Origin of the sequence: Pseudomonas sp. NPDC088890 (assembly GCF_044900155.1) — a bacterium.
GTDB classification, from domain to species: Bacteria; Pseudomonadota; Gammaproteobacteria; order Pseudomonadales; family Pseudomonadaceae; genus Aquipseudomonas; species Aquipseudomonas urmiensis.
In genome coordinates, this window is record NZ_JBJDNG010000014.1 from 3,314 (window position 1) to 20,779 (window position 17,466).

Below are 17,466 nucleotides of genomic sequence, written 5' to 3' on the forward strand. Positions count from 1 at the left end.
AACCAGGGTTTCGAAACCGGCTTTGACCAGCTCGACGGTACCGCCACACAGAACAGCCTGCTCGCCGAACAGGTCGGTTTCAGTCTCGTCCTTGAAGGTGGTTTCGATGATGCCGGTACGGCCGCCACCGACGCCAGCGGCGTACGACAGAGCAACGTTCTTGGCGTTGCCCGAGGCGTCTTGGTAGATCGCGATCAGGTCAGGGATACCGCCACCTTTGACGAACTCGGAGCGCACGGTGTGGCCCGGAGCTTTCGGCGCGATCATGATCACGTCGAGGTCGGCACGCGGAACGACCTGGTTGTAGTGGATCGAGAAGCCGTGGGAGAAGGCCAGGGTAGCGCCCTTCTTGATGTTCGGCTCGATCTCGTTCTTGTACAGAGCGCCCTGGAACTCGTCCGGGGTCAGGATCATGACCAGGTCGGCAGCAGCGACAGCGGTAGCCACGTCGGCAACTTTCAGGCCGTGAGCTTCTGCCTTGGCAACGGTAGCCGAACCTTTACGCAGACCGACGGTAACGTCTACACCGGAGTCCTTCAGGTTGCACGCCTGGGCGTGGCCTTGCGAACCGTAGCCGATGATGGCGACTTTCTTACCTTGGATGATGGAAAGGTCGCAGTCTTTGTCGTAGAAAACTTTCATGAAATACCCCTGTTATATCTCGGCCCTAGTGGAGCCATCGCTAATTTTTGAAGTTAGATGCTGAGCACTTTGTCGCCACGGGCAATGCCGGTGACTCCACTGCGCACGGTTTCGAGAATCGATGCGGTGCCGATCGCCTGGATGAAGCTGTCCAGTTTGTCGCTGGTGCCGCTCAGTTGCACGGTATACACGCTGGCGGTTACGTCGACGATCTGCCCACGGAAAATGTCGGTGGTGCGTTTGATCTCGGCGCGCTGGGCGCCGGTGGCCTTGACCTTGACCAGCATCAGTTCGCGTTCGATGTGAGCGCTTTCCGACAGGTCGACCAGCTTCACCACTTCCACCAGCTTGTTCAGGTTCTTGGTGATCTGTTCGATCACTTCGTCGTGGCCAACGGTGGTCAGGGTCAGGCGCGAGAGGGTTGGGTCCTCGGTCGGCGCCACGGTCAGGCTTTCAATGTTGTAGTTGCGCTGGGAGAACAGGCCGACCACGCGAGACAAGGCACCGGGTTCGTTTTCCAGCAGCAGGGAAATGATGTGCCGCATATCAGGTACGCTCCGTCTTGCTCAGCCACATGTCACGCATCGAGCCGTCTTTGATCTGCATCGGGTAGACGTGCTCGGTCCTGTCGACTGCGATATCGATGAACACCAACCGGTCTTTCATGGCGAAGGCTTCTTCAAGCTTGGGCTTGAGGTCCTTCAGGCTGGTGATGCGGATACCGACATGGCCATAGGCCTCGACCAGCTTGACGAAGTCCGGCAGCGACTCGACATACGAATGCGAGTGACGGCCGTTGTACGACATGTCCTGCCACTGGCGAACCATGCCCAGTACACCGTTGTTGAGGTTGACGATTTTCACCGGCAAACCGTACTGCATGCAGGTCGACAGCTCCTGGATGTTCATCTGGATGCTGCCTTCACCGGTCACGCAGGCGACATCGTCATCCGGGAAGTTGAGCTTGACGCCCATCGCCGCCGGGAAGCCGAAGCCCATGGTGCCCAGGCCGCCGGAGTTGATCCAACGGTTTGGCTTGTTGAAGCGGTAGTACTGCGACGCGAACATCTGGTGCTGGCCAACGTCGGACGTGATGAACGCGTCGCCGTTGGTCACTTCACACAGGGTCTCGATCACGGTCTGCGGCTTGATCACGCTGCCGTCGCCCTTGTCGTAAGGGAACAGGCCGCGATCACCACGCCACTCTTCGATCTGCTTCCACCAGGCGTCCAGCGCGGCCTTGTCAGGCTGCTGGCCGATTTCCTTGAGGATTGCCAGCATTTCGCTGAGCACACTGTCGACCGGACCTACGATCGGTACGTCGGCCTTGATGGTCTTGGAGATCGAGGCCGGGTCGATATCGATGTGGATGATCTTGGCGTTCGGGCAGAACTTGGCCGGGCCGTTGATCACACGGTCATCGAAACGCGCACCCACCGCCAGGATCACGTCGGCATTGTGCATGGCCAGGTTGGCGGTGAAGCTGCCGTGCATACCGAGCATGCCGAGGAACTGGCGGTCGGTACCCGGGAAGCCGCCCAAGCCCATCAGGGTATTGGTGACTGGCAGGTTCAGCGACTTGGCGATTTCGGTCAGCGCTTCGGAGCCGCCACCGAGGATCACGCCACCACCGGAGTAGACGATCGGACGCTTGGCGGCGAGGATCATCTCGGCTGCCTTGCGGATCTGCCCCGAATGGCCACGTACGGCCGGGCTGTAGGAACGCAGCTTGACCTTCTTCGGATAGACGTACTCGAACTTCTCGGCCGGGTTGGTCATATCTTTTGGAATGTCGACCACGACCGGGCCGGGACGGCCGGATTGCGCCAGGTAGAAGGCTTTTTTCAGGACTTCCGGGATTTCCGAGGCGTGCTTGATCATGAAGCTGTGCTTCACGATCGGCCGCGAGATACCGATCATGTCGGTTTCCTGGAAGGCATCGGTGCCGACCATGGTGCTAGGCACCTGGCCCGACAGGATGACCATTGGAATCGAATCCATGTACGCGGTAGCAATGCCGGTAATGGCATTGGTGGCGCCCGGACCTGAGGTTACCAGCACTACACCAGCCTTGCCGGTAGCGCGGGCATAGCCGTCGGCCATGTGGGTTGCCGCCTGCTCGTGACGAACCAGGATGTGCTCGACTTCCGGCTCTTTGAACAGCGCGTCGTAAACATGAAGGAGAGCACCGCCAGGGTACCCGTAGATGTGCTTAACGCCTTCGTCACGCAAAAAGCGGACGACCATCTCAGCGCCAGATAAAAGCTCCACGTTGTTCACCTCTAAAACGCCAGAATACCGCCCCTAGTGGACGGGTCTTAATAGGTTTACTGCCAAGCAGAGCATGAGCGAACGTCAGCACTGACTGAGCAAGTATTGGGAGCGCCCCAGAGTGTTGCGGGGTTTTCCCACCCAGCGCGAGGTAACGCGTTGCGGGGTGTAACAAGTCGGCGCGGGTGTGCGCCTCATGATCTGCTTAGCGGGTCTGCTTCTGGCAGTCCCTCTAAAGCGGAAACTGGATTCTTGTGATTCGCCGCGATTAAGTCAAGAAAAATTATTGCCAATTTTTCCTCAGGATGAATTCGTTCCACCACGAATAGATCTGACAGCAGCAGAAAAACAAACAAAAGACAAAAAAAGAGCCGCAATCTGCGGCTCTTGAAAGAAAAAGAGAAGAAATCAGGCGGATGGGCTGATCAATTGATCGAATTCCGCCAGCAGTCGACGCAGCGCGCGACTCTGCTCTGGGCGATCGACGAAAACCGTTTCAGCCATCACCAGGATGCCCGAGGCATTTGGCAAGGGATGCCCGTGTTCGAGAATGAGCTTCATTCGTGGCAGGAAAATCCACTGCAGCCACTGCTCGAAGCCCATCGAATCAACGGCGAACGGCACCACGCTGGCAAGCGCTTCGGCACTGGGTGATTGCTCACTCCACCAGCCTTGCGCACGCAGTTCGTGCTCGATCAGCAACAAGTGATCAGCGATATCGAGAATACGTTGCTCGATCATCACAGATTGACCCGTGCCTTCTGTCGCGCCAGCGCTGCACCTGCGCTGTCACCCTGTTTCTCGCGGGCTTGGGCGATGGTGTTCCACAGCTCGGCTTGCAGGTCTGGACGGCCATTGGCGTAGGTCAGGGCACGACGCGCCAGCTGTTCGGCCTGGGCCGCATCGCCTTGCGACAAACGCACCTGCGCCAGGCGGAACAGCACTTGCGGCTCACGCGGGGCGATGCGCTGGGCACGCTCCAGGCTCGACGACGCGCCATTGAAGTCGCCACTGCCCTGTTGCTGCTGGGCGGTGGTCAGCAGCGCCAGCACCGGGCCATCGAGCTGTTCGTCGGCCGACAGGCTGCCGGCGGCCGTATTGCTACGCGGAATCCCAGTCGGCGCGCTGCTCGCAGCTGGCGTACTACTCATCGAGGCGATGTCAAACGGCTCGTCAGCGATCGGGTTGGGATTGGTGGTGATCGGACCGGTACTGATCGGTGCAGTGCTGATGGGTGCTGCCCCATTGCCCGCTGGGAAGGTCTGGATGGACGATGCGCCCGCCCCTTGCGGGATCATCACGGTAACCCCGGAATCTTCCGTCAGTGCCTGCGCCTGCGAGGTGCCGTTGCCGGCCTGGGTCGCAGCACGGTTGGCAGTAACGCGCTCGCTGTTAGATACCCGGGTGCTCGAGTCGACCACCGGAATGTTGCCGCGTGGAACGCTGGCGCAGCCATGGAGCATGGCCAATGCCGTCAAGGCAGGAAACCACCACTTGTTCACTTCACACCCTCTTCAAATGCGGCTGCTGGCCTGGGGGTTGATCCGCCCAGGCCAGCAGTGCTCAATTCATCCAACCCTTGACCCAGTCCATGACCGACTCAGCCGGATTCTGCTCACCACCACAGGCAACCCCTGCGGCCGGTTCGCTGCCGCGAATATACGGCATCTGCACCGCTCCCGGACAGCTACTGTCGGAGCCTTGGCCGCTGTACGGATCGATCCAGGCCTGCACCACGTTATCCGGTTGCGGCATGTCCAGCGGCAACGGATCGGCCTTGCGCATGAAGCTGGTCCACACCTGCAGGGCGCCGGTGGCACCAGTGAACGGCGTCTTGCCGTTGTCGTCGCGGCCCAGCCAGACCACCGCCAGCAGATCCTGGCTGAAGCCGGAGAACCAGCTGTCGCGCGAATCGTTACTGGTGCCGGTCTTGCCCGCCAGGGTCAGGTTGTTCGGCAATACACTGTAAACCGAACGCCCGGTACCCTCACGCATGACCCGCTGCATGGCGTTCTGCACCAGATAAATGGCACCTGGATCGAAGGTCTGCTGGATCTGGAACGGATACCGCTTGAGCGGCTCGCCCTCGGCGGTCAGCACGCTGCGGATACCGCGCATCGGCGTGTTGAAACCGCCGTTGGCGATGGTCTGGTACATGGTCGCGACTTGCATCGGCGACATGCCGCCAGCGCCCAGCAGCATCGACGGGAACGCCGGCCAGTCAACATTGACGCCCAGGCGGCCAATGGTCTTGATCACGTTCGGCACGCCCACTTCCAGGCCGAGCTTGGCGGTGGACAAGTTGTAGGAATTGGCCAGCCCCTGATACAGGTAGATGGTGCCGTGCGGACGGCGGTCGTAGTTCTGCGGACGCCAGACCTGGCCGTCGGCGCCTTTGACCGAGAACGGCTCATCCTGCACCCAGCTGGTCAGGGTGTACTTGCTCGGCTTTTCCAGCGCGGTCAGGTACACCGCCGGTTTGACCAGCGAGCCGATCGGACGCACGGCATCGATCGCGCGGTTGAACCCGGCAAAGCCCGACTGACGGCTGCCGATCAACGCCTGAACTTCGCCAGTCTCAGGATTGGTTACCACCATCGCCGACTCGACCGCATCCGAACCCTTGCGCCCGGCCAGACGCTTGAAGGTCTCGCTCATGGCGGTTTCGGCCTTCATCTGCAGGATCGGGTCGAAACTGGTGAAGATGCGCAGGCCTTCTTCGGTAAGGTCTTCGTCGCGGTAATCCTGGCGCAGCTGTCGCTTGACCAGGTCGAGGAAGGCCGGGAACGAGCTGTCGGCCAGGCTGCCGCGCTTGGTGACGCCCAACGGCATCTTCTTCGCCGCCTCGACCACTTCCTTGCTCGCCACACCCTGCTCGGCGAGCAGATCGAGCACCAGGTTACGGCGGATCAGGGCCCGCTCAGGGTAGCGCCGCGGGTTGTAATACGACGGCCCCTTGACCATGCCGACCAGCAGGGCAATCTGATGCAGCTTGAGCTCTTGCAGCGGCTGGCTGAAGAAGAACTGGCTGGCCAAGCCAAAGCCGTGCACGGCGCGCTGGCCATCCTGGCCGACGAACACTTCGTTGAGGTAGGCCTCAAGGATCTCGCGCTTGTCGTAATGCAGTTCGAGCAACACGGCCATCATGGCTTCGGTCAGCTTACGGCTCAGGCTGCGCTCGTTGGTCAGGTAGAAGTTCTTCACCAACTGCTGCGTCAGGGTACTGCCCCCCTGGCGCATGGCGCCGGACGAAGTATTGATCCAAACCGCCCGGGCGATGCCCTTGGGCGAGACGCCAAAGTGACTGTAGAAATCACGGTCTTCGGTGGCGATCAAGGTTTCCAGCAGGTACGGCGGGACCTGGTCGATCTTGATCAGGATGCGGTCTTCAAGGTTCTTCGGGTAGATACCGCCGATCATCAGCGGCTCCAGGCGCACCACATCGAGCTTGCCGCCGTTGGCGCCGGTCATGCCCGCGACGTAGTCACCGGAGAAGCGCACGCGCACGAACTGCGCGGGCTCCATGCCTTCATAAAACTGGAAGCCACGGGTGTTGAGGTCGACGTTATTGCCGTTGACCGAGGCCGCGCCCGGGCCATTGGCCGCGCTTTCGCGGCGATAGCCGAGGGCATCTAGCTCGGTGAGGAAGTCGTTCTTGCTCAGCTTCTGGCCGACGAACAGCTCCAGCGGCCGGGCATACACCTTGGCCGGGATGGTCCAGCGCTTGCCGGAGAACTTCTCCTGGACGATGGCATCGAGGTAGATGGCAAAACCGGCCACCAGCACCAGGCCTACCAGGCTGAGTTTCAGGGCCCAGCCCAGCCAGGCACGGGAGCGGCCGGTCGAGCGTTTCTGCGCAGTACGGGAATTTCGGGATCGAGTCATGGCGGCGGATTATACGCACTTTAGTCAAGGCAGGCCCGGCGGTATGCAGGGACGGCACCATTGACCATAATGGCGCATTCGAATTCCCTTACCCCGGAAGGATTGCCCGTGAGCCAAGCCCTCATCAGTGCCCTGCAGAACCCCGCCCTCTACCCTCATCCCGTGGACGGGTTCCAGCTCATCGAGACGCATATCTCGTGGGTGCTGCTCACGGGTGAGTACGCCTACAAGATCAAGAAGCCAATGAACTTCGGCTTCCTGGACTTCACCGGCCTGGCCCAGCGCGAGCATTTCTGTAACGAAGAGTTGCGCCTGAACCAGCGCCTGACCGAAGGCCTGTATCTGGACGTGCTGCCGATCACCGGCAGCGTCGAAGCGCCGCAAATCGGTGGCGAAGGTGCACCGATCGAATTCGCCCTGCGCATGCGCCAGTTTCCCCAAAGCCAGTTGCTCAGCACCTTGCAGGCCAACGGCGAACTGAACGCCAGCCACATCGACCAGATGGCCCGACAGATTGCCGAGTTCCACCAGCAGACCCCCAAGGTCCTGGCCGATCAGCCATTCGGCTCGCCTGAAAGCGTGATGGCCCCGGTTGAGCAGAACTTCGAGCAAATCCGCCCGTTCCTCAGCGACAAGGCCGACTTGCAACAGCTGGACGCACTGCAGGCTTGGGCACGCAGCAGCTTCGATCGCCTGCACGAGCTGTTCGCCGCGCGCAAGGCCAACGGCTTCATCCGCGAGTGCCATGGTGATATCCACTTGGGTAACGCTACGCTGATCGATGGCAAGGTGGTGGTGTTCGATTGCATCGAGTTCAACGAGCCGTTCCGCAAGACCGATGTCTGGGCTGACACCGGTTTCCTCGCCATGGACCTGGAAGACCGCGGCCTGAAGTGCCTTGCGCGGCGTTTCATCAGCCAATATCTGGAGCTGACCGGCGACTACCAGGGCCTGGAGTTGCTCAACTTCTACAAGGCTTATCGCGCACTGGTACGCGCCAAGGTCGCCCTGTTCAGCATGCCTACCAATGCCGACGGCGTGCAGCGCGCCACGACCCTGCGCACCTACCGCAACTACGCCAACCTGGCCGAGAGCTATAGCGCGATCCCCTCGCGTCTGTTGGCCATCACCCATGGCGTATCGGCGGTTGGCAAAAGCCATGTATCGATGCGCCTGGTCGAAGCGCTGGGCGCGATCCGTGTGCGCTCTGACGTCGAACGCAAGCGCCTGTTCGGTGAACAAGCCCAGGCCAATGCGGGCCAGCTCCAAGCCGGCATCTACGACCAGAACGCCAGTGCCGCCACCTACCAGCGCCTGCATCAGTTGGCGGAAGTGATTCTGCGCGCAGGTTTCCCGGTTGTGCTCGATGCCACCTACCTCAAGCAGGAACAACGCCAGGCCGCCGCCGAGGTGGCCAGCCAGACCGGCGTGCCGTTGCTGATCCTCGACTGCCACGCGCCGCAGGCGGTGATCGAAAGCTGGTTGGCCCAGCGCCAGGCAGACAACGACGACCCATCCGACGCCACCTTGGAAGTAGTCAAGGCGCAACAGGCCAGCCGCGACCCGCTCAATGAGCAGGAACTGCGCGACAGCAAGCGCGTAGACACCCAGGAAAGCGCCAGCATGGACCAGTTGATCGAACAGATCCGCCAGCGCCTGCCCGGCCTTTAAGCACCCAGACTTGAAGCAGTCGACACTTCACGCCTGAACATCGGCGCCTGCTCAGTGATGGCATTACAATATCATCACACCCCACGAGGAGGCGCCGCCATGAACCAGCCCCGGCAACTGGACAACACCCTGTACGCCCTCGTGCGCGATGAGCAGATCGCCGCCTTCAATCGCGAGAAACCTACCGACACGGTGATCGATTTTCGTGGCGGGGATTTCCGCGGTTTGGATCTGCGCGAACTGGATGTGCGGGGGATCGACTTCACCGATGCCTACTTCCGCGCCTCCGACCTGCGCGGCCTGGATCTGCGCGAAAATGGCCTGGAAGGCGCCAGCATTGCCCATGCGCAGATTTCCGGAACTTACTTCCCTGCCCAGCTGAGTGCCGATGAGATCTTGATGTCGGCCAAGTTTGGTACCCGTATGCGTTACCGGCCAACTTCTGGGAATTGATGCCGATGGTGCGGGCCTCATCGCGGGGCAAGCCCGCTCCCACGCGGCTTGAGTCTAAGCCTGTCGTTTGCGTGGGAGCGGGCTTGCCCCGCGATGCGGCCGATCCTGCTACCACGGTCTGCGGCATCCCGTCGGCTCCGATGGCAAAACGCCGCGTATCCGCCAAGCCCCGCTACACTCCTGTCTGACCTGCTCGCGATTTATTCATACGACCCGTTCAGCCATCGCAAGGAGGCTCGATGAACGATGAATTGCAGCACCTGAAGAACCTCGGCAAGACCTCCGCCCAGTGGTTGCACGCAGCCGGCATCCACAGTGCGTCGGACTTGCGTCGCCTGGGCGCGGTGGGCGCATACCAGGCCGTACGAACCCGAGGTTTTCGTGCATCCAAGGTGTTGTTGTACGCAATCGAAGGCGCCCTGCTGGACATGCACTGGAACGATTTGCCTGCCGAACGCAAGCAAGCGCTCAACCAGCAATTGGACGCGAAGAACGCCACGCAAAAAAATATGAAATAAGTTGGGGAATGGGATTGACGCAGAAATGAGAATCGTTATGATTATCACAACTGGTCGCGAGACTGGTTGGGTAACCTGAAAGCCCCTGGTTCGGACTCTCAGATTATCTCCTCATCAGGCTAATCACGGTTATTGACCCGGCTTTTTGCCGGGTCTTTTTTTGCCTGGACTTCAGGGCCTGGCAGAGCTGGGCACATCGCGGGGCAAGCCCGCTCCAACGCAGCTTACTTAAGTCTAAGCCTGTCGTTTGCGTTGGAGCGGGCTTGCCCCGCGATGAGGCCAATGGATGTTCAATGCGCCTTACGCAATTGCGCACAATAGTCCTGCTCCGGCACCGCAGCGGTGAACCAGACGTAATCCGCCATCCCCGGCTCAACCCGCTCCCCCACCTCGGCCAGCAGCACCACCTTGGTCTGCCCCTGGGCCCCAAGGTCGGCCAGATGCAGCGGCACACCCAGATCCTTGCGCACGTGATAACTACCGGCAAACAACAACGCCGGCTCAGGCGCGGCGATCATCCGCTCTGCCATGCGCCGATCACGCTGTTGCTGAACCGCGAGCATCGCCGGCAGCTGGCTTGCGGGCAGCAAACCGCAATGCCCATCACGCACCTGCGCCAACAGTGAAGCCTTGACCGCAGGCGCATTGGAGCGCTCGCCCTGCAGCGAGACAGGCTGCCGATAAGCCTGACGCATCTCACTGCTGGAAAGGTTGGCGGCCAGCAACGGTATTTGCAGCTCGAACGCCTCGCGCACGATCGGCCCATACCACTGCCAATCCCAGCCTTCCTGCCAGGCCAGCGCCTTGGGCAAGTCTGCCGGCAGTTGCCCGCCTGCAGCCACGGCATCCACCCGCGGCTGTTGTTCAGGCTGGAGCATCTCCAATAACAGGCTGCCCTGCGCCCGCTGACTGGCCAGGGCGCGCAGCAGCCACAGCTGCAAGGCATGCTGATCGGGATTGTCGTGCTTCTCACCCACTAGCACGCGCGGTGCATCGGCCAATTGCTCAAGCAGTTGCTGGGGGCTGATCAGTTGGCCGCTGGCAAGGTCGCGGATCTGCCCCAACTGCGAATGGTCGCGCCCTTCACTACCCTGCCAGGCTGGCAACGCCGGCAAGCTGGCCTGGCGTGCCTGACAGCCGCTCAAGGTCAAGGCCACACAGATCGACAACAGCAAGCGATGGCGCATCGAGCAGTTCTCCTAACGGGTGATGATCAGCGGATGGCCGCGCTCCGGGTGATCCTGCACCAGCACATCAATGCCGTACACCGCCTTGAGCGCTTCAGGGGTCAAGACCTTGCGTGGAGAATCAAGTGCATGGCAGCGCCCCTGTTCCAGCAGCAATATCTGGTCACAGTAGCGCGCCGCCAAGTTCAGATCATGCAGGATGACCATCACCGCCGCCCCCCGGTCGGCAAAACTGCGGACCGCTTGCAGCGTGGTGTGCTGGTGCAAGGGATCGAGCATGGAGGTTGGCTCGTCCAACAGCAGCGTAGCGCCCGCTTCGCCCGGCCACAGCTGCGCCAACACCCGCGCCAGGTGCACGCGCTGGCGTTCGCCACCGGATAACGCTAGATAGCTGCGCTCGAGCAAGTGCCAGGCATCGGCGGCGCGCAACGCAGCCTCGATGATCTGCTGGTCACGTTGTTGGCCGCTGGCATGCGGCAAGCGCCCCAAGCCGACCACTTCCTCGACCCGGAAGGCAAAGCCAAGGCTGGACACTTGCGGCAACACCGCCAGCTGCCGCGCGCGCGCTTGCCCGCTCCAGTCAGCCAGTTGCCGACCAAGCAGACGCACCTGGCCCTGGCTCGGTATCAGTTCGCCACATAAGGCCCCCAGCAGGCTGCTCTTACCCGCGCCATTGGGGCCCAGCACACCGAGGATCTCCCCCGGCTGCAGCTTCAGTTGGATATCGTGCAACACCTCAGTGCTGCCACGGCGCAGATGCAGGCCTTCGACTTCGAGCATCAGTTGCGCCCCTTGATCAGTAACAGCAAGAAGAACGGTGCACCAATGAAGGCGGTGACGATACCGATTGGCAACTCGGCCGGCGCCAGCGCCAAGCGCGCCACCAAGTCTGCGAACAACAGCAACGCTCCGCCCGCCAGCAACGACGCCGGCAGCAGCACGCGATGATCAGGCCCGGCCACCAGGCGTACCAGGTGCGGCACCACCAGGCCGATGAAGCCGATCAAGCCAGCGGCAGCCACGGCAGCGCCGACACCCAGGGCGGTGCAGAACACCAGCTCGCGCTTGAGCGACTCCACCTCGACGCCCAGGTGGCGGGCTTCTGACTCGCCCAGCAACAGCGCATTGAGCGCCTGGGCGCGGCGCGGCAGCCAGACGGCCACCGCAACGGTGACCAGGATCAAGGGCCACAGCCGCTGGTAACTGGCGCCGTTGAGGCTACCCAGGTTCCAGAAGGTCAAGGTGCGCAGGGTGGCGTCATCGGCCAGGTAAGTGAACAAGCCGACCGCTGAGCCCGCCAACGCCGTCAAGGCGATACCTGCCAGAAGCATGGTGGCGACGTTGGTCTGGCCGTCGCGTCGGCCCAGGCGATAGACCAGCGCCGTCACCCCCAAGCCGCCGACGAAGGCACAGACCGACAGCAAATAAGGTGCGAACCCTTCAGGGATGCCGCCCAACCAGCTGCCGCCGACAATCGCGATCGCCGCACCCAGTGCCGCACCACTGGCGACACCGACCAATCCCGGGTCGGCCAGCGGGTTACGAAATAGCCCCTGCATGGCCACGCCTGACAGCGCCAGCACGGCGCCAACGGCCAGCCCAAGCAAGGTTCGCGGCAGACGAATCTGCCCCAGGATCAGCTCGGCCTGTTCCAGGCCGTCGCCTGCTACCGGCAACCCCAGCAGGCGCAGCCCGGCACGCAAGGTATCGATTAGCGGCAGACTGACCGGCCCCAGCGCCAGCGACAGCCAGACTGCCAGCAAACACAGCCCACTCAGGCCAATGAACAGCGTGCGCGGCTGGACTCGCCGCTTCATTGGGCCAGGCTAGCCTTGGCCAGCGGATAGAAGGCGGCAGCCAACTCCTGCAGGGTCGCCGGCAGGCGTGGACCCAAGCCGCCAACCAACAAGGTCGGATCCAGAGAAACCAGGCGTTTGTCGCGAATAGCCCGCGAGGCCGCCAGTGCCGGGTTCTCTTTCACCAGCGCTTGCAGGGCCTGCTCACCACTCAAGCTACGGTCAGAGAACACCACCACATCCGGATCCAGGGCGGCCAGGGCTTCCACCGAGAAGTTCTTGTAGCCCTGATGATCGGCCAGATTGCGTGCCCCCGCCTGACGCAGCAGCCAGTCCCCCGAGGTGCCGTGGCCGGCAATCATTGGCTTGGAGCCGGCGTGGCCCACCAACAGCAGCACTCCCGGCGCTTTCTGGGTGGCCTGGGCCTGCTTGACCTTGGCCTGTAGATCATCGAGTTGCTGGCGGTAACCTGCGGCCAGTTCGCGGGCTTGCCGTTCAGCGCCGAGCAGGCCGCCCAAACGCGTGAGGTTTTGCTCCACTGCGCCCAGCTCGGCTTTGCTGGAGAACAGCTCGACCCGCACGCCGGCGTTGCGGATCTGCGCCAGCACCGGCGGCGGACCCATTTCCTCGGTACCTACCAGCACATCGGGGCGCAGGCTGAGAATGCCCTCGGCAGACAGCTGGCGCTGGTAACCGATGCTGGGCAAAGCCTTGAGCGACTCTGGGTGTTGGCTGGTAGTGTCGACGCCAACCAGGCGCTGCTCGCCGCCCAGGGCGCTGATCCATTCGCTCAGGGCGCCACCGGCACTCACCCAACGTTGCGGCAGCTCGGCGGCCAGAGCCTGAGTGGAGAGAACAAGACCGGCGCACAGGGCGATCAGGGCAGCGGGACGGCGCATCATCGGAGTTCCTTTGCAGAAGACAAGCCGCGCGCCTTGTGGCGAACAGCGGAACTGCGCACCATAGACAGCGCACGCAGCATGCGGGCAATTTGATAATTATTCGCATTGAGGCGTCAAGCCATCCGTTTTGTTCCATTCCTTTACTGTACGAGCTTGTTCCTGCAATGCATTTTCTCTGCGCTTCCGAGCACCTTGGTGAAGGCCACAGCCGCGCGTTCAGCGTAGCGGGCGTGGCGCTGTTTGCCGTGCGCCGCCAAGGCCAGGTGTTTGCCTACCGCAATCGCTGCCCGCACAAAGGCATCGCGCTGAACTGGCAAGTCGATCGTTTTCTCGATGACAGCGCCAGCCTGATTCATTGCGCCCATCACGGCGCCCTGTTTCTGATCGAGACGGGTGAATGCGTGGCCGGTCCCTGCGAGGGTGAGCAGTTGCAAGCCCTCGACTGCCTGGAAGACAGTCAGGGCATCTGGCTCAAGGATTGAGCAGCACCGGCAGCGGCCGGTCGATGACGATCTGTGAGGCATCCAGCCGTGTGCCGTAGGCCAGCACTTCGACGCCATCGGCCGCGGCTGCGCGCAGGGCGCTGGCGTAGGCCGCATCGATCTCCTCGGCTGGGCGCACCGCTTCGACCCCGGTGAGGTTGACGCAATACAGCTGCACGGCCCGAACGCCCTGGCGGGCCAAGGCCGCGAGTTCACGCAGGTGCTTGGCGCCGCGCTGAGTGACCGCATCCGGGAAGGCCGCTACCGGCGTGTCCGGGTAGCCGAGAGTGACGCTCTTGACCTCGATATAGGCCGGGCCACTGGCGAACTCCAGACGAAAATCGACCCGGCTGCCCTCCTCGCCATAGGCCACTTCGCGCTTGAGTGCAGTAAAGCCGGCCAATTCGCTGATCACCCCGGCGCGCAGGGCCTCTTCGACCAGCGCATTGGCCCGGCCAGTGTTGATGCAGGCCAACCGCCCCTGCGGCGTTTCACTGATCTCCCAGGTGCCCGGCAGCTTGCGCTTGGGGTCATTGGAGCGGCTGAACCAGACCTGCCCGCCTTCACGCATGCAATTGAGCATTGAGCCGGTGTTGGGGCAGTGGATGGTCAGCTGTTCGCCATTGGCCAGCTCGATGTCGGCCAGAAAACGTTTATAGCGGCGCAGCAGCCGCCCCTGTTCGAGCATAGGGAAGAATGCCATCAGCCTTGCCAGCTCCGCAGACCACGGGCAAGACGCTCAACAGCCTGCTGCAGACGCGGTAGGCTCTGGGTGTAAGCAAAGCGCACATGATGACCCGCCTGATGGCGACCAAAATCCAGGCCGGGGGTGAAGGCCAGGTACTCGGTTTCCAAGAAGTGCCGGCAGAAGGCGAACGCATCACCACCGAACGCACTGATGTCGGCATATAAATAGAAAGCACCCTGCGGCTCGACGGCGATGCCAAAGCCCAATTCCCGCAGCGCTGGCAGCAGATAGTCGCGGCGCTTGGCGAACTCGCCGCGGCGTTCTTCGAGAATCGCCAGGGTGTCGGGCTGGAAGCAGGCCAGCGCGGCATGCTGGGCCATGCTCGGTGCACTGATGTACAGATTCTGCGCCAGTTTCTCCAGATCGCCGACCGCGTTCGGCGGCGCAACCAACCAGCCTAGGCGCCAGCCGGTCATGCCGAAATACTTGGAAAAACTATTCAAAACGAACGCTTCGTCGTCCACTTCCAGCACGCTGGGGGCGTCCATGCCATAGGTCAGGCCGTGGTAGATCTCGTCCACCACCAGGTGGCCATGCCGCTCGCGAGTGGCCTGGGACAGGCTGGCCAAGGCCTCGCGGTCCAGAACGGTACCGGTCGGGTTGGCCGGTGACGCGACCAGTGCGCCTACCGTGTCTTTGTCCCAATGACGCTCGACCAATTCGGCGGTGAGCTGGTAGTTGACCTCAGGGCCCACCGGCACCAGCTGCGCGCCGCCTTCGACCAGGCGCAGGAAGTGGCGGTTGCACGGGTAGCCAGGGTCGGCCAGCAACCAGTGCTTGCCCGGATCGACCAGCAGGCTGCTGGCCAGCAGCAGCGCGCCGGAACCGCCTGGGGTGATGAGGATACGCTCGGGATCGATCGCCAGCTTGTAGCGCTGCGCATAGAAGCCAGCAATCGCCTCACGCAGCGCCGGCAGGCCCCGCGCGGCGGTGTAACGGGTATGCCCGTCAGCCAGGGCGGCCTGCCCCGCCGCGACGATCGGCGCGGCGGTGGTGAAGTCCGGCTCGCCGATCTCCAGGTGGATCACATCCCGGCCCGCCGCCTGCAATTCGTTGGCCCGCGCCAGCAGTGCCATGACATGAAAGGGTTCGATGGCGCGGCTGCGCGCGCTGTAGGGCTGAGCCATGGGGCCTTCTCTCAATTGGGTCTAAACTAGTTGTTCAACCGTTGTACGCCACTGAACGGGCGGCTCATGCCGCTGTCAACACGTAGGATCGGCCGGGCTAGCGCACCCCCGATCTATCTGGTAAGTTCGGCGGCTCGCAGTCGCAGGGCCGGCGGTCGCCGGAGATGGAGCATCCTGCGCATTGGATCAGATGAGTGAGAGGCGGTCTATTCATGTCCACCCAAGAAAAGCAAAAAGCCAGGCAAAATCTTTATGGGGTCGAGCCCTATCAGGAGACCAAGGGTGAGGAGTACATGGGTGAACCCATGCGCAAGCACTTCATCAATATCCTGAACGCTTGGAAGCAGGAGCTGATGGTCGGCGTCGACAAGACCGTTGACCATATGAAGGAAGAGGCGGCCAACTTCGCCGACCCGGCAGACCGTGCCACGCAAGAGGAAGAGTTTGCCCTTGAACTGCGCGCACGTGACCGCGAGCGTAAGCTGATCAAGAAGATCGACAAGACCCTGCAACTGATTCAGGACAAAGAGTACGGCTGGTGCGAGAGCTGCGGCATCGAGATCGGCCTGCGTCGTCTTGAAGCTCGCCCTACTGCCGATCTTTGTTTCGACTGCAAAGAAGTTGCCGAGCAAAAGGAAAAAACGGTCGGCAAGGGCTGATCCTGATTTCCACCGAACGGGGCGCTCAATGCGCCCCGTTTCATTTATAGATACTGTTAACCCATGACCCCATCACCCTACGTCGGGCGCTTTGCTCCCACTCCCAGCGGTTTTCTGCACTTCGGCTCACTGGTTGCCGCCCTCGCCTCCTGGCTGGATGCCCGTGCCGTGGGTGGACGCTGGCTGCTACGCATGGAAGACACCGACCCACCGCGCGAGATGCCTGGTGCACGCGATGCCATCTTGCACACCCTGGAAGGTTACGGCCTGGAGTGGGATGGCGAGGTGGCGTTCCAAAGCCAGCGCCATGATGCGTACGCCGAGGTGGTCGAACGCCTGTTCCGCCAGGGCCTGGCCTATGCCTGCACCTGCTCGCGCAAGCAGCTGGAGGGGAGCAACGGTATTTATCCAGGCACGTGCCGCAATGCTGGCCATGCTCGCGAAGGCGCGGCGATTCGGCTACGAGTGCCAGAGCTGACCTACCGCTTCAATGACCGGGTGCAAGGTGAGTTCGCCCAGCATCTGGGCCGCGAAGTGGGCGATTTCATCATCCAGCGTCGCGATGGGCTGTATGCCTACCAATTGGCGGTGGTGCTGGACGATGCCTGGCAAGGTGTGACCGACATCGTGCGTGGGGCTGACTTGCTCGACAACACTCCGCGCCAGTTGTATCTGCAAGAGCTGCTGGGGTTTTCCCAGCCGCGCTATTTGCATATTCCGCTGATCATCCAGCCGGATGGGCACAAATTGGGCAAGTCCTATCGCTCGCCGCCGCTGGCGCCTGAGCAGGCCACACCGTTGCTGCTACGGGCGTTGCGGGCGCTGGGGCAAGCGACTGATCCGGCACTGGAGAGTGCCAGCCCTGGCGAAGTGCTGGCAGTGGCGCGACAGCAGTGGAGGCCTGACGCCATCGCCTCTCGAATGACCGTGCCAGAGGCTGATCTGCGCTGAGCCTGTGCCAACTCTATCGCGGGGCAAGCCCGCTCCCACGCCTGCGCCCTGTTGAAGATAGACAGGCGTGGGAGCGGGCTTGCCCCGCGATAGGGCCTCTACTAGCACTGAGAAACGACACGAAAACCCAATAAATTCAATTTCTTGCCGTAGAACACGGAATCCCGCTAGCAT

General features: G+C 62.1%; 18 protein-coding genes. 6 read left to right on the forward strand and 12 right to left on the reverse strand.

The annotated features are described in order from the left end of the window. From ilvC to mrcB, 6 genes are all read right to left on the reverse strand, one after another. Window positions 1–642: ketol-acid reductoisomerase (gene ilvC, locus ACI2JX_RS22325; protein ID WP_404691003.1), on the reverse strand; the 642-nt coding region annotated here is incomplete at its 3' end. A 53-nt stretch (window positions 643–695) separates the two neighbouring features. Beyond that, the gene (ilvN, locus tag ACI2JX_RS22330; RefSeq protein ID WP_003250040.1) at window positions 696–1,187 is read right to left on the reverse strand and encodes an acetolactate synthase small subunit; all 492 of its coding nucleotides are present in this window, start codon (window positions 1,185–1,187) and stop codon (window positions 696–698) included. Window position 1,188: 1 nt separating this feature from the next. Beyond that, window positions 1,189–2,913 (reverse strand): acetolactate synthase 3 large subunit, encoded by a 1,725-nt coding sequence (locus tag ACI2JX_RS22335; protein WP_186556459.1) that lies wholly within the window; start codon window positions 2,911–2,913, stop codon window positions 1,189–1,191. 408 nt (window positions 2,914–3,321) lie between these two features. Next, complete coding sequence (locus tag ACI2JX_RS22340) at window positions 3,322–3,654, reverse strand: YqcC family protein (RefSeq protein WP_264237235.1); 333 nt, start codon at window positions 3,652–3,654, stop codon at window positions 3,322–3,324. Continuing rightward, window positions 3,654–4,415, reverse strand: a complete 762-nt coding sequence (locus tag ACI2JX_RS22345) for a tetratricopeptide repeat protein (protein WP_186556461.1) — start codon at window positions 4,413–4,415, stop codon at window positions 3,654–3,656. The genes ACI2JX_RS22340 and ACI2JX_RS22345 overlap by 1 nt, the downstream gene beginning before the upstream one ends. Before the next feature lie 61 nt (window positions 4,416–4,476). Further along, window positions 4,477–6,798 (reverse strand): penicillin-binding protein 1B, encoded by a 2,322-nt coding sequence (gene mrcB, locus ACI2JX_RS22350; RefSeq protein ID WP_264237234.1) that lies wholly within the window; start codon window positions 6,796–6,798, stop codon window positions 4,477–4,479. Between the two features lie 108 nt (window positions 6,799–6,906). On the opposite strand from mrcB, the gene ACI2JX_RS22355 reads away from it, so the two are divergent. From ACI2JX_RS22355 to ACI2JX_RS22365, 3 genes are all read left to right on the forward strand, one after another. Further along, the gene (locus ACI2JX_RS22355) at window positions 6,907–8,469 is read left to right on the forward strand and encodes an AAA family ATPase (RefSeq protein WP_368973553.1); all 1,563 of its coding nucleotides are present in this window, start codon (window positions 6,907–6,909) and stop codon (window positions 8,467–8,469) included. Window positions 8,470–8,568: 99 nt separating this feature from the next. Next, window positions 8,569–8,922 carry a pentapeptide repeat-containing protein gene (locus ACI2JX_RS22360; protein WP_368973554.1) on the forward strand — a complete coding sequence of 118 codons (354 nt, stop codon included), beginning with the start codon at window positions 8,569–8,571 and terminating at the stop codon, window positions 8,920–8,922. 239 nt (window positions 8,923–9,161) lie between these two features. Further along, window positions 9,162–9,440, forward strand: coding sequence for a TfoX/Sxy family protein (locus tag ACI2JX_RS22365; protein ID WP_264237231.1), 279 nt, complete (start codon window positions 9,162–9,164; stop codon window positions 9,438–9,440). Between the two features lie 290 nt (window positions 9,441–9,730). Here the strand turns inward: ACI2JX_RS22365 and ACI2JX_RS22370 are convergent, their stop codons facing one another. From ACI2JX_RS22370 to ACI2JX_RS22385, 4 genes are read right to left on the reverse strand one after another with little or no spacing between them, the layout of a single operon-like run. Then, complete coding sequence (locus ACI2JX_RS22370; protein ID WP_404691004.1) at window positions 9,731–10,627, reverse strand: ChaN family lipoprotein; 897 nt, start codon at window positions 10,625–10,627, stop codon at window positions 9,731–9,733. Between the two features lie 12 nt (window positions 10,628–10,639). Further along, window positions 10,640–11,407 carry a heme ABC transporter ATP-binding protein gene (locus ACI2JX_RS22375; protein WP_404691005.1) on the reverse strand — a complete coding sequence of 256 codons (768 nt, stop codon included), beginning with the start codon at window positions 11,405–11,407 and terminating at the stop codon, window positions 10,640–10,642. Further along, window positions 11,407–12,390, reverse strand: a complete 984-nt coding sequence (locus tag ACI2JX_RS22380; protein ID WP_264237238.1) for an iron ABC transporter permease — start codon at window positions 12,388–12,390, stop codon at window positions 11,407–11,409. Before ACI2JX_RS22380 ends, ACI2JX_RS22375 begins: the two co-directional genes overlap by 1 nt. 50 nt (window positions 12,391–12,440) lie before the next feature. After that, on the reverse strand, window positions 12,441–13,325 hold the full coding sequence (locus ACI2JX_RS22385; protein ID WP_404691006.1) for a hemin ABC transporter substrate-binding protein: 885 nt from the start codon (window positions 13,323–13,325) through the stop codon (window positions 12,441–12,443). A 164-nt stretch (window positions 13,326–13,489) separates the two neighbouring features. Here ACI2JX_RS22385 and ACI2JX_RS22390 point away from each other — a divergent pair, with 164 nt between their 5' ends. Continuing rightward, window positions 13,490–13,807, forward strand: a complete 318-nt coding sequence (locus tag ACI2JX_RS22390) for a Rieske (2Fe-2S) protein (RefSeq protein WP_404691007.1) — start codon at window positions 13,490–13,492, stop codon at window positions 13,805–13,807. On the opposite strand, the gene sfsA is transcribed toward ACI2JX_RS22390, so the two are convergent. Both sfsA and ACI2JX_RS22400 read right to left on the reverse strand, forming a co-directional pair. Next, complete coding sequence (gene sfsA / locus ACI2JX_RS22395; RefSeq protein WP_404691008.1) at window positions 13,797–14,510, reverse strand: DNA/RNA nuclease SfsA; 714 nt, start codon at window positions 14,508–14,510, stop codon at window positions 13,797–13,799. The genes ACI2JX_RS22390 and sfsA overlap by 11 nt on opposite strands. Continuing rightward, window positions 14,510–15,682 carry a pyridoxal phosphate-dependent aminotransferase gene (locus tag ACI2JX_RS22400; RefSeq protein ID WP_404691009.1) on the reverse strand — a complete coding sequence of 391 codons (1,173 nt, stop codon included), beginning with the start codon at window positions 15,680–15,682 and terminating at the stop codon, window positions 14,510–14,512. Before ACI2JX_RS22400 ends, sfsA begins: the two co-directional genes overlap by 1 nt. 212 nt (window positions 15,683–15,894) lie before the next feature. Between ACI2JX_RS22400 and dksA the strand changes: the two genes are divergently transcribed. Together dksA and gluQRS are read left to right on the forward strand one after the other, a co-directional pair. After that, window positions 15,895–16,341: an RNA polymerase-binding protein DksA gene (gene dksA / locus ACI2JX_RS22405; RefSeq protein WP_186556472.1), complete on the forward strand. Its 447-nt coding sequence runs from the start codon at window positions 15,895–15,897 to the stop codon at window positions 16,339–16,341. 63 nt (window positions 16,342–16,404) lie between these two features. Beyond that, the gene (gene gluQRS, locus ACI2JX_RS22410; protein ID WP_404691010.1) at window positions 16,405–17,292 is read left to right on the forward strand and encodes a tRNA glutamyl-Q(34) synthetase GluQRS; all 888 of its coding nucleotides are present in this window, start codon (window positions 16,405–16,407) and stop codon (window positions 17,290–17,292) included. Window positions 17,293–17,466 lie beyond the last annotated feature (174 nt).

Bases quoted from the DNA above. Each gene is read 5' to 3' on its own strand.
- ilvN (WP_003250040.1), bottom strand. From the start codon at position 1,187: ATGCGGCACATCATTTCCCTGCTGCTGGAAAACGAACCCGGTGCCTTG.
- ACI2JX_RS22340 (WP_264237235.1), bottom strand. From the start codon at position 3,654: ATGATCGAGCAACGTATTCTCGATATCGCTGATCACTTGTTGCTGATC.
- mrcB (WP_264237234.1), bottom strand. From the start codon at position 6,798: ATGACTCGATCCCGAAATTCCCGTACTGCGCAGAAACGCTCGACCGGC.
- ACI2JX_RS22360 (WP_368973554.1), top strand. From the start codon at position 8,569: ATGAACCAGCCCCGGCAACTGGACAACACCCTGTACGCCCTCGTGCGC.
- ACI2JX_RS22365 (WP_264237231.1), top strand. From the start codon at position 9,162: ATGAACGATGAATTGCAGCACCTGAAGAACCTCGGCAAGACCTCCGCC.
- ACI2JX_RS22370 (WP_404691004.1), bottom strand. From the start codon at position 10,627: ATGCGCCATCGCTTGCTGTTGTCGATCTGTGTGGCCTTGACCTTGAGC.
- ACI2JX_RS22375 (WP_404691005.1), bottom strand. From the start codon at position 11,407: ATGCTCGAAGTCGAAGGCCTGCATCTGCGCCGTGGCAGCACTGAGGTG.
- ACI2JX_RS22385 (WP_404691006.1), bottom strand. From the start codon at position 13,325: ATGATGCGCCGTCCCGCTGCCCTGATCGCCCTGTGCGCCGGTCTTGTT.
- ACI2JX_RS22390 (WP_404691007.1), top strand. From the start codon at position 13,490: ATGCATTTTCTCTGCGCTTCCGAGCACCTTGGTGAAGGCCACAGCCGC.
- sfsA (WP_404691008.1), bottom strand. From the start codon at position 14,510: ATGGCATTCTTCCCTATGCTCGAACAGGGGCGGCTGCTGCGCCGCTAT.
- ACI2JX_RS22400 (WP_404691009.1), bottom strand. From the start codon at position 15,682: ATGGCTCAGCCCTACAGCGCGCGCAGCCGCGCCATCGAACCCTTTCAT.
- dksA (WP_186556472.1), top strand. From the start codon at position 15,895: ATGTCCACCCAAGAAAAGCAAAAAGCCAGGCAAAATCTTTATGGGGTC.
- gluQRS (WP_404691010.1), top strand. From the start codon at position 16,405: ATGACCCCATCACCCTACGTCGGGCGCTTTGCTCCCACTCCCAGCGGT.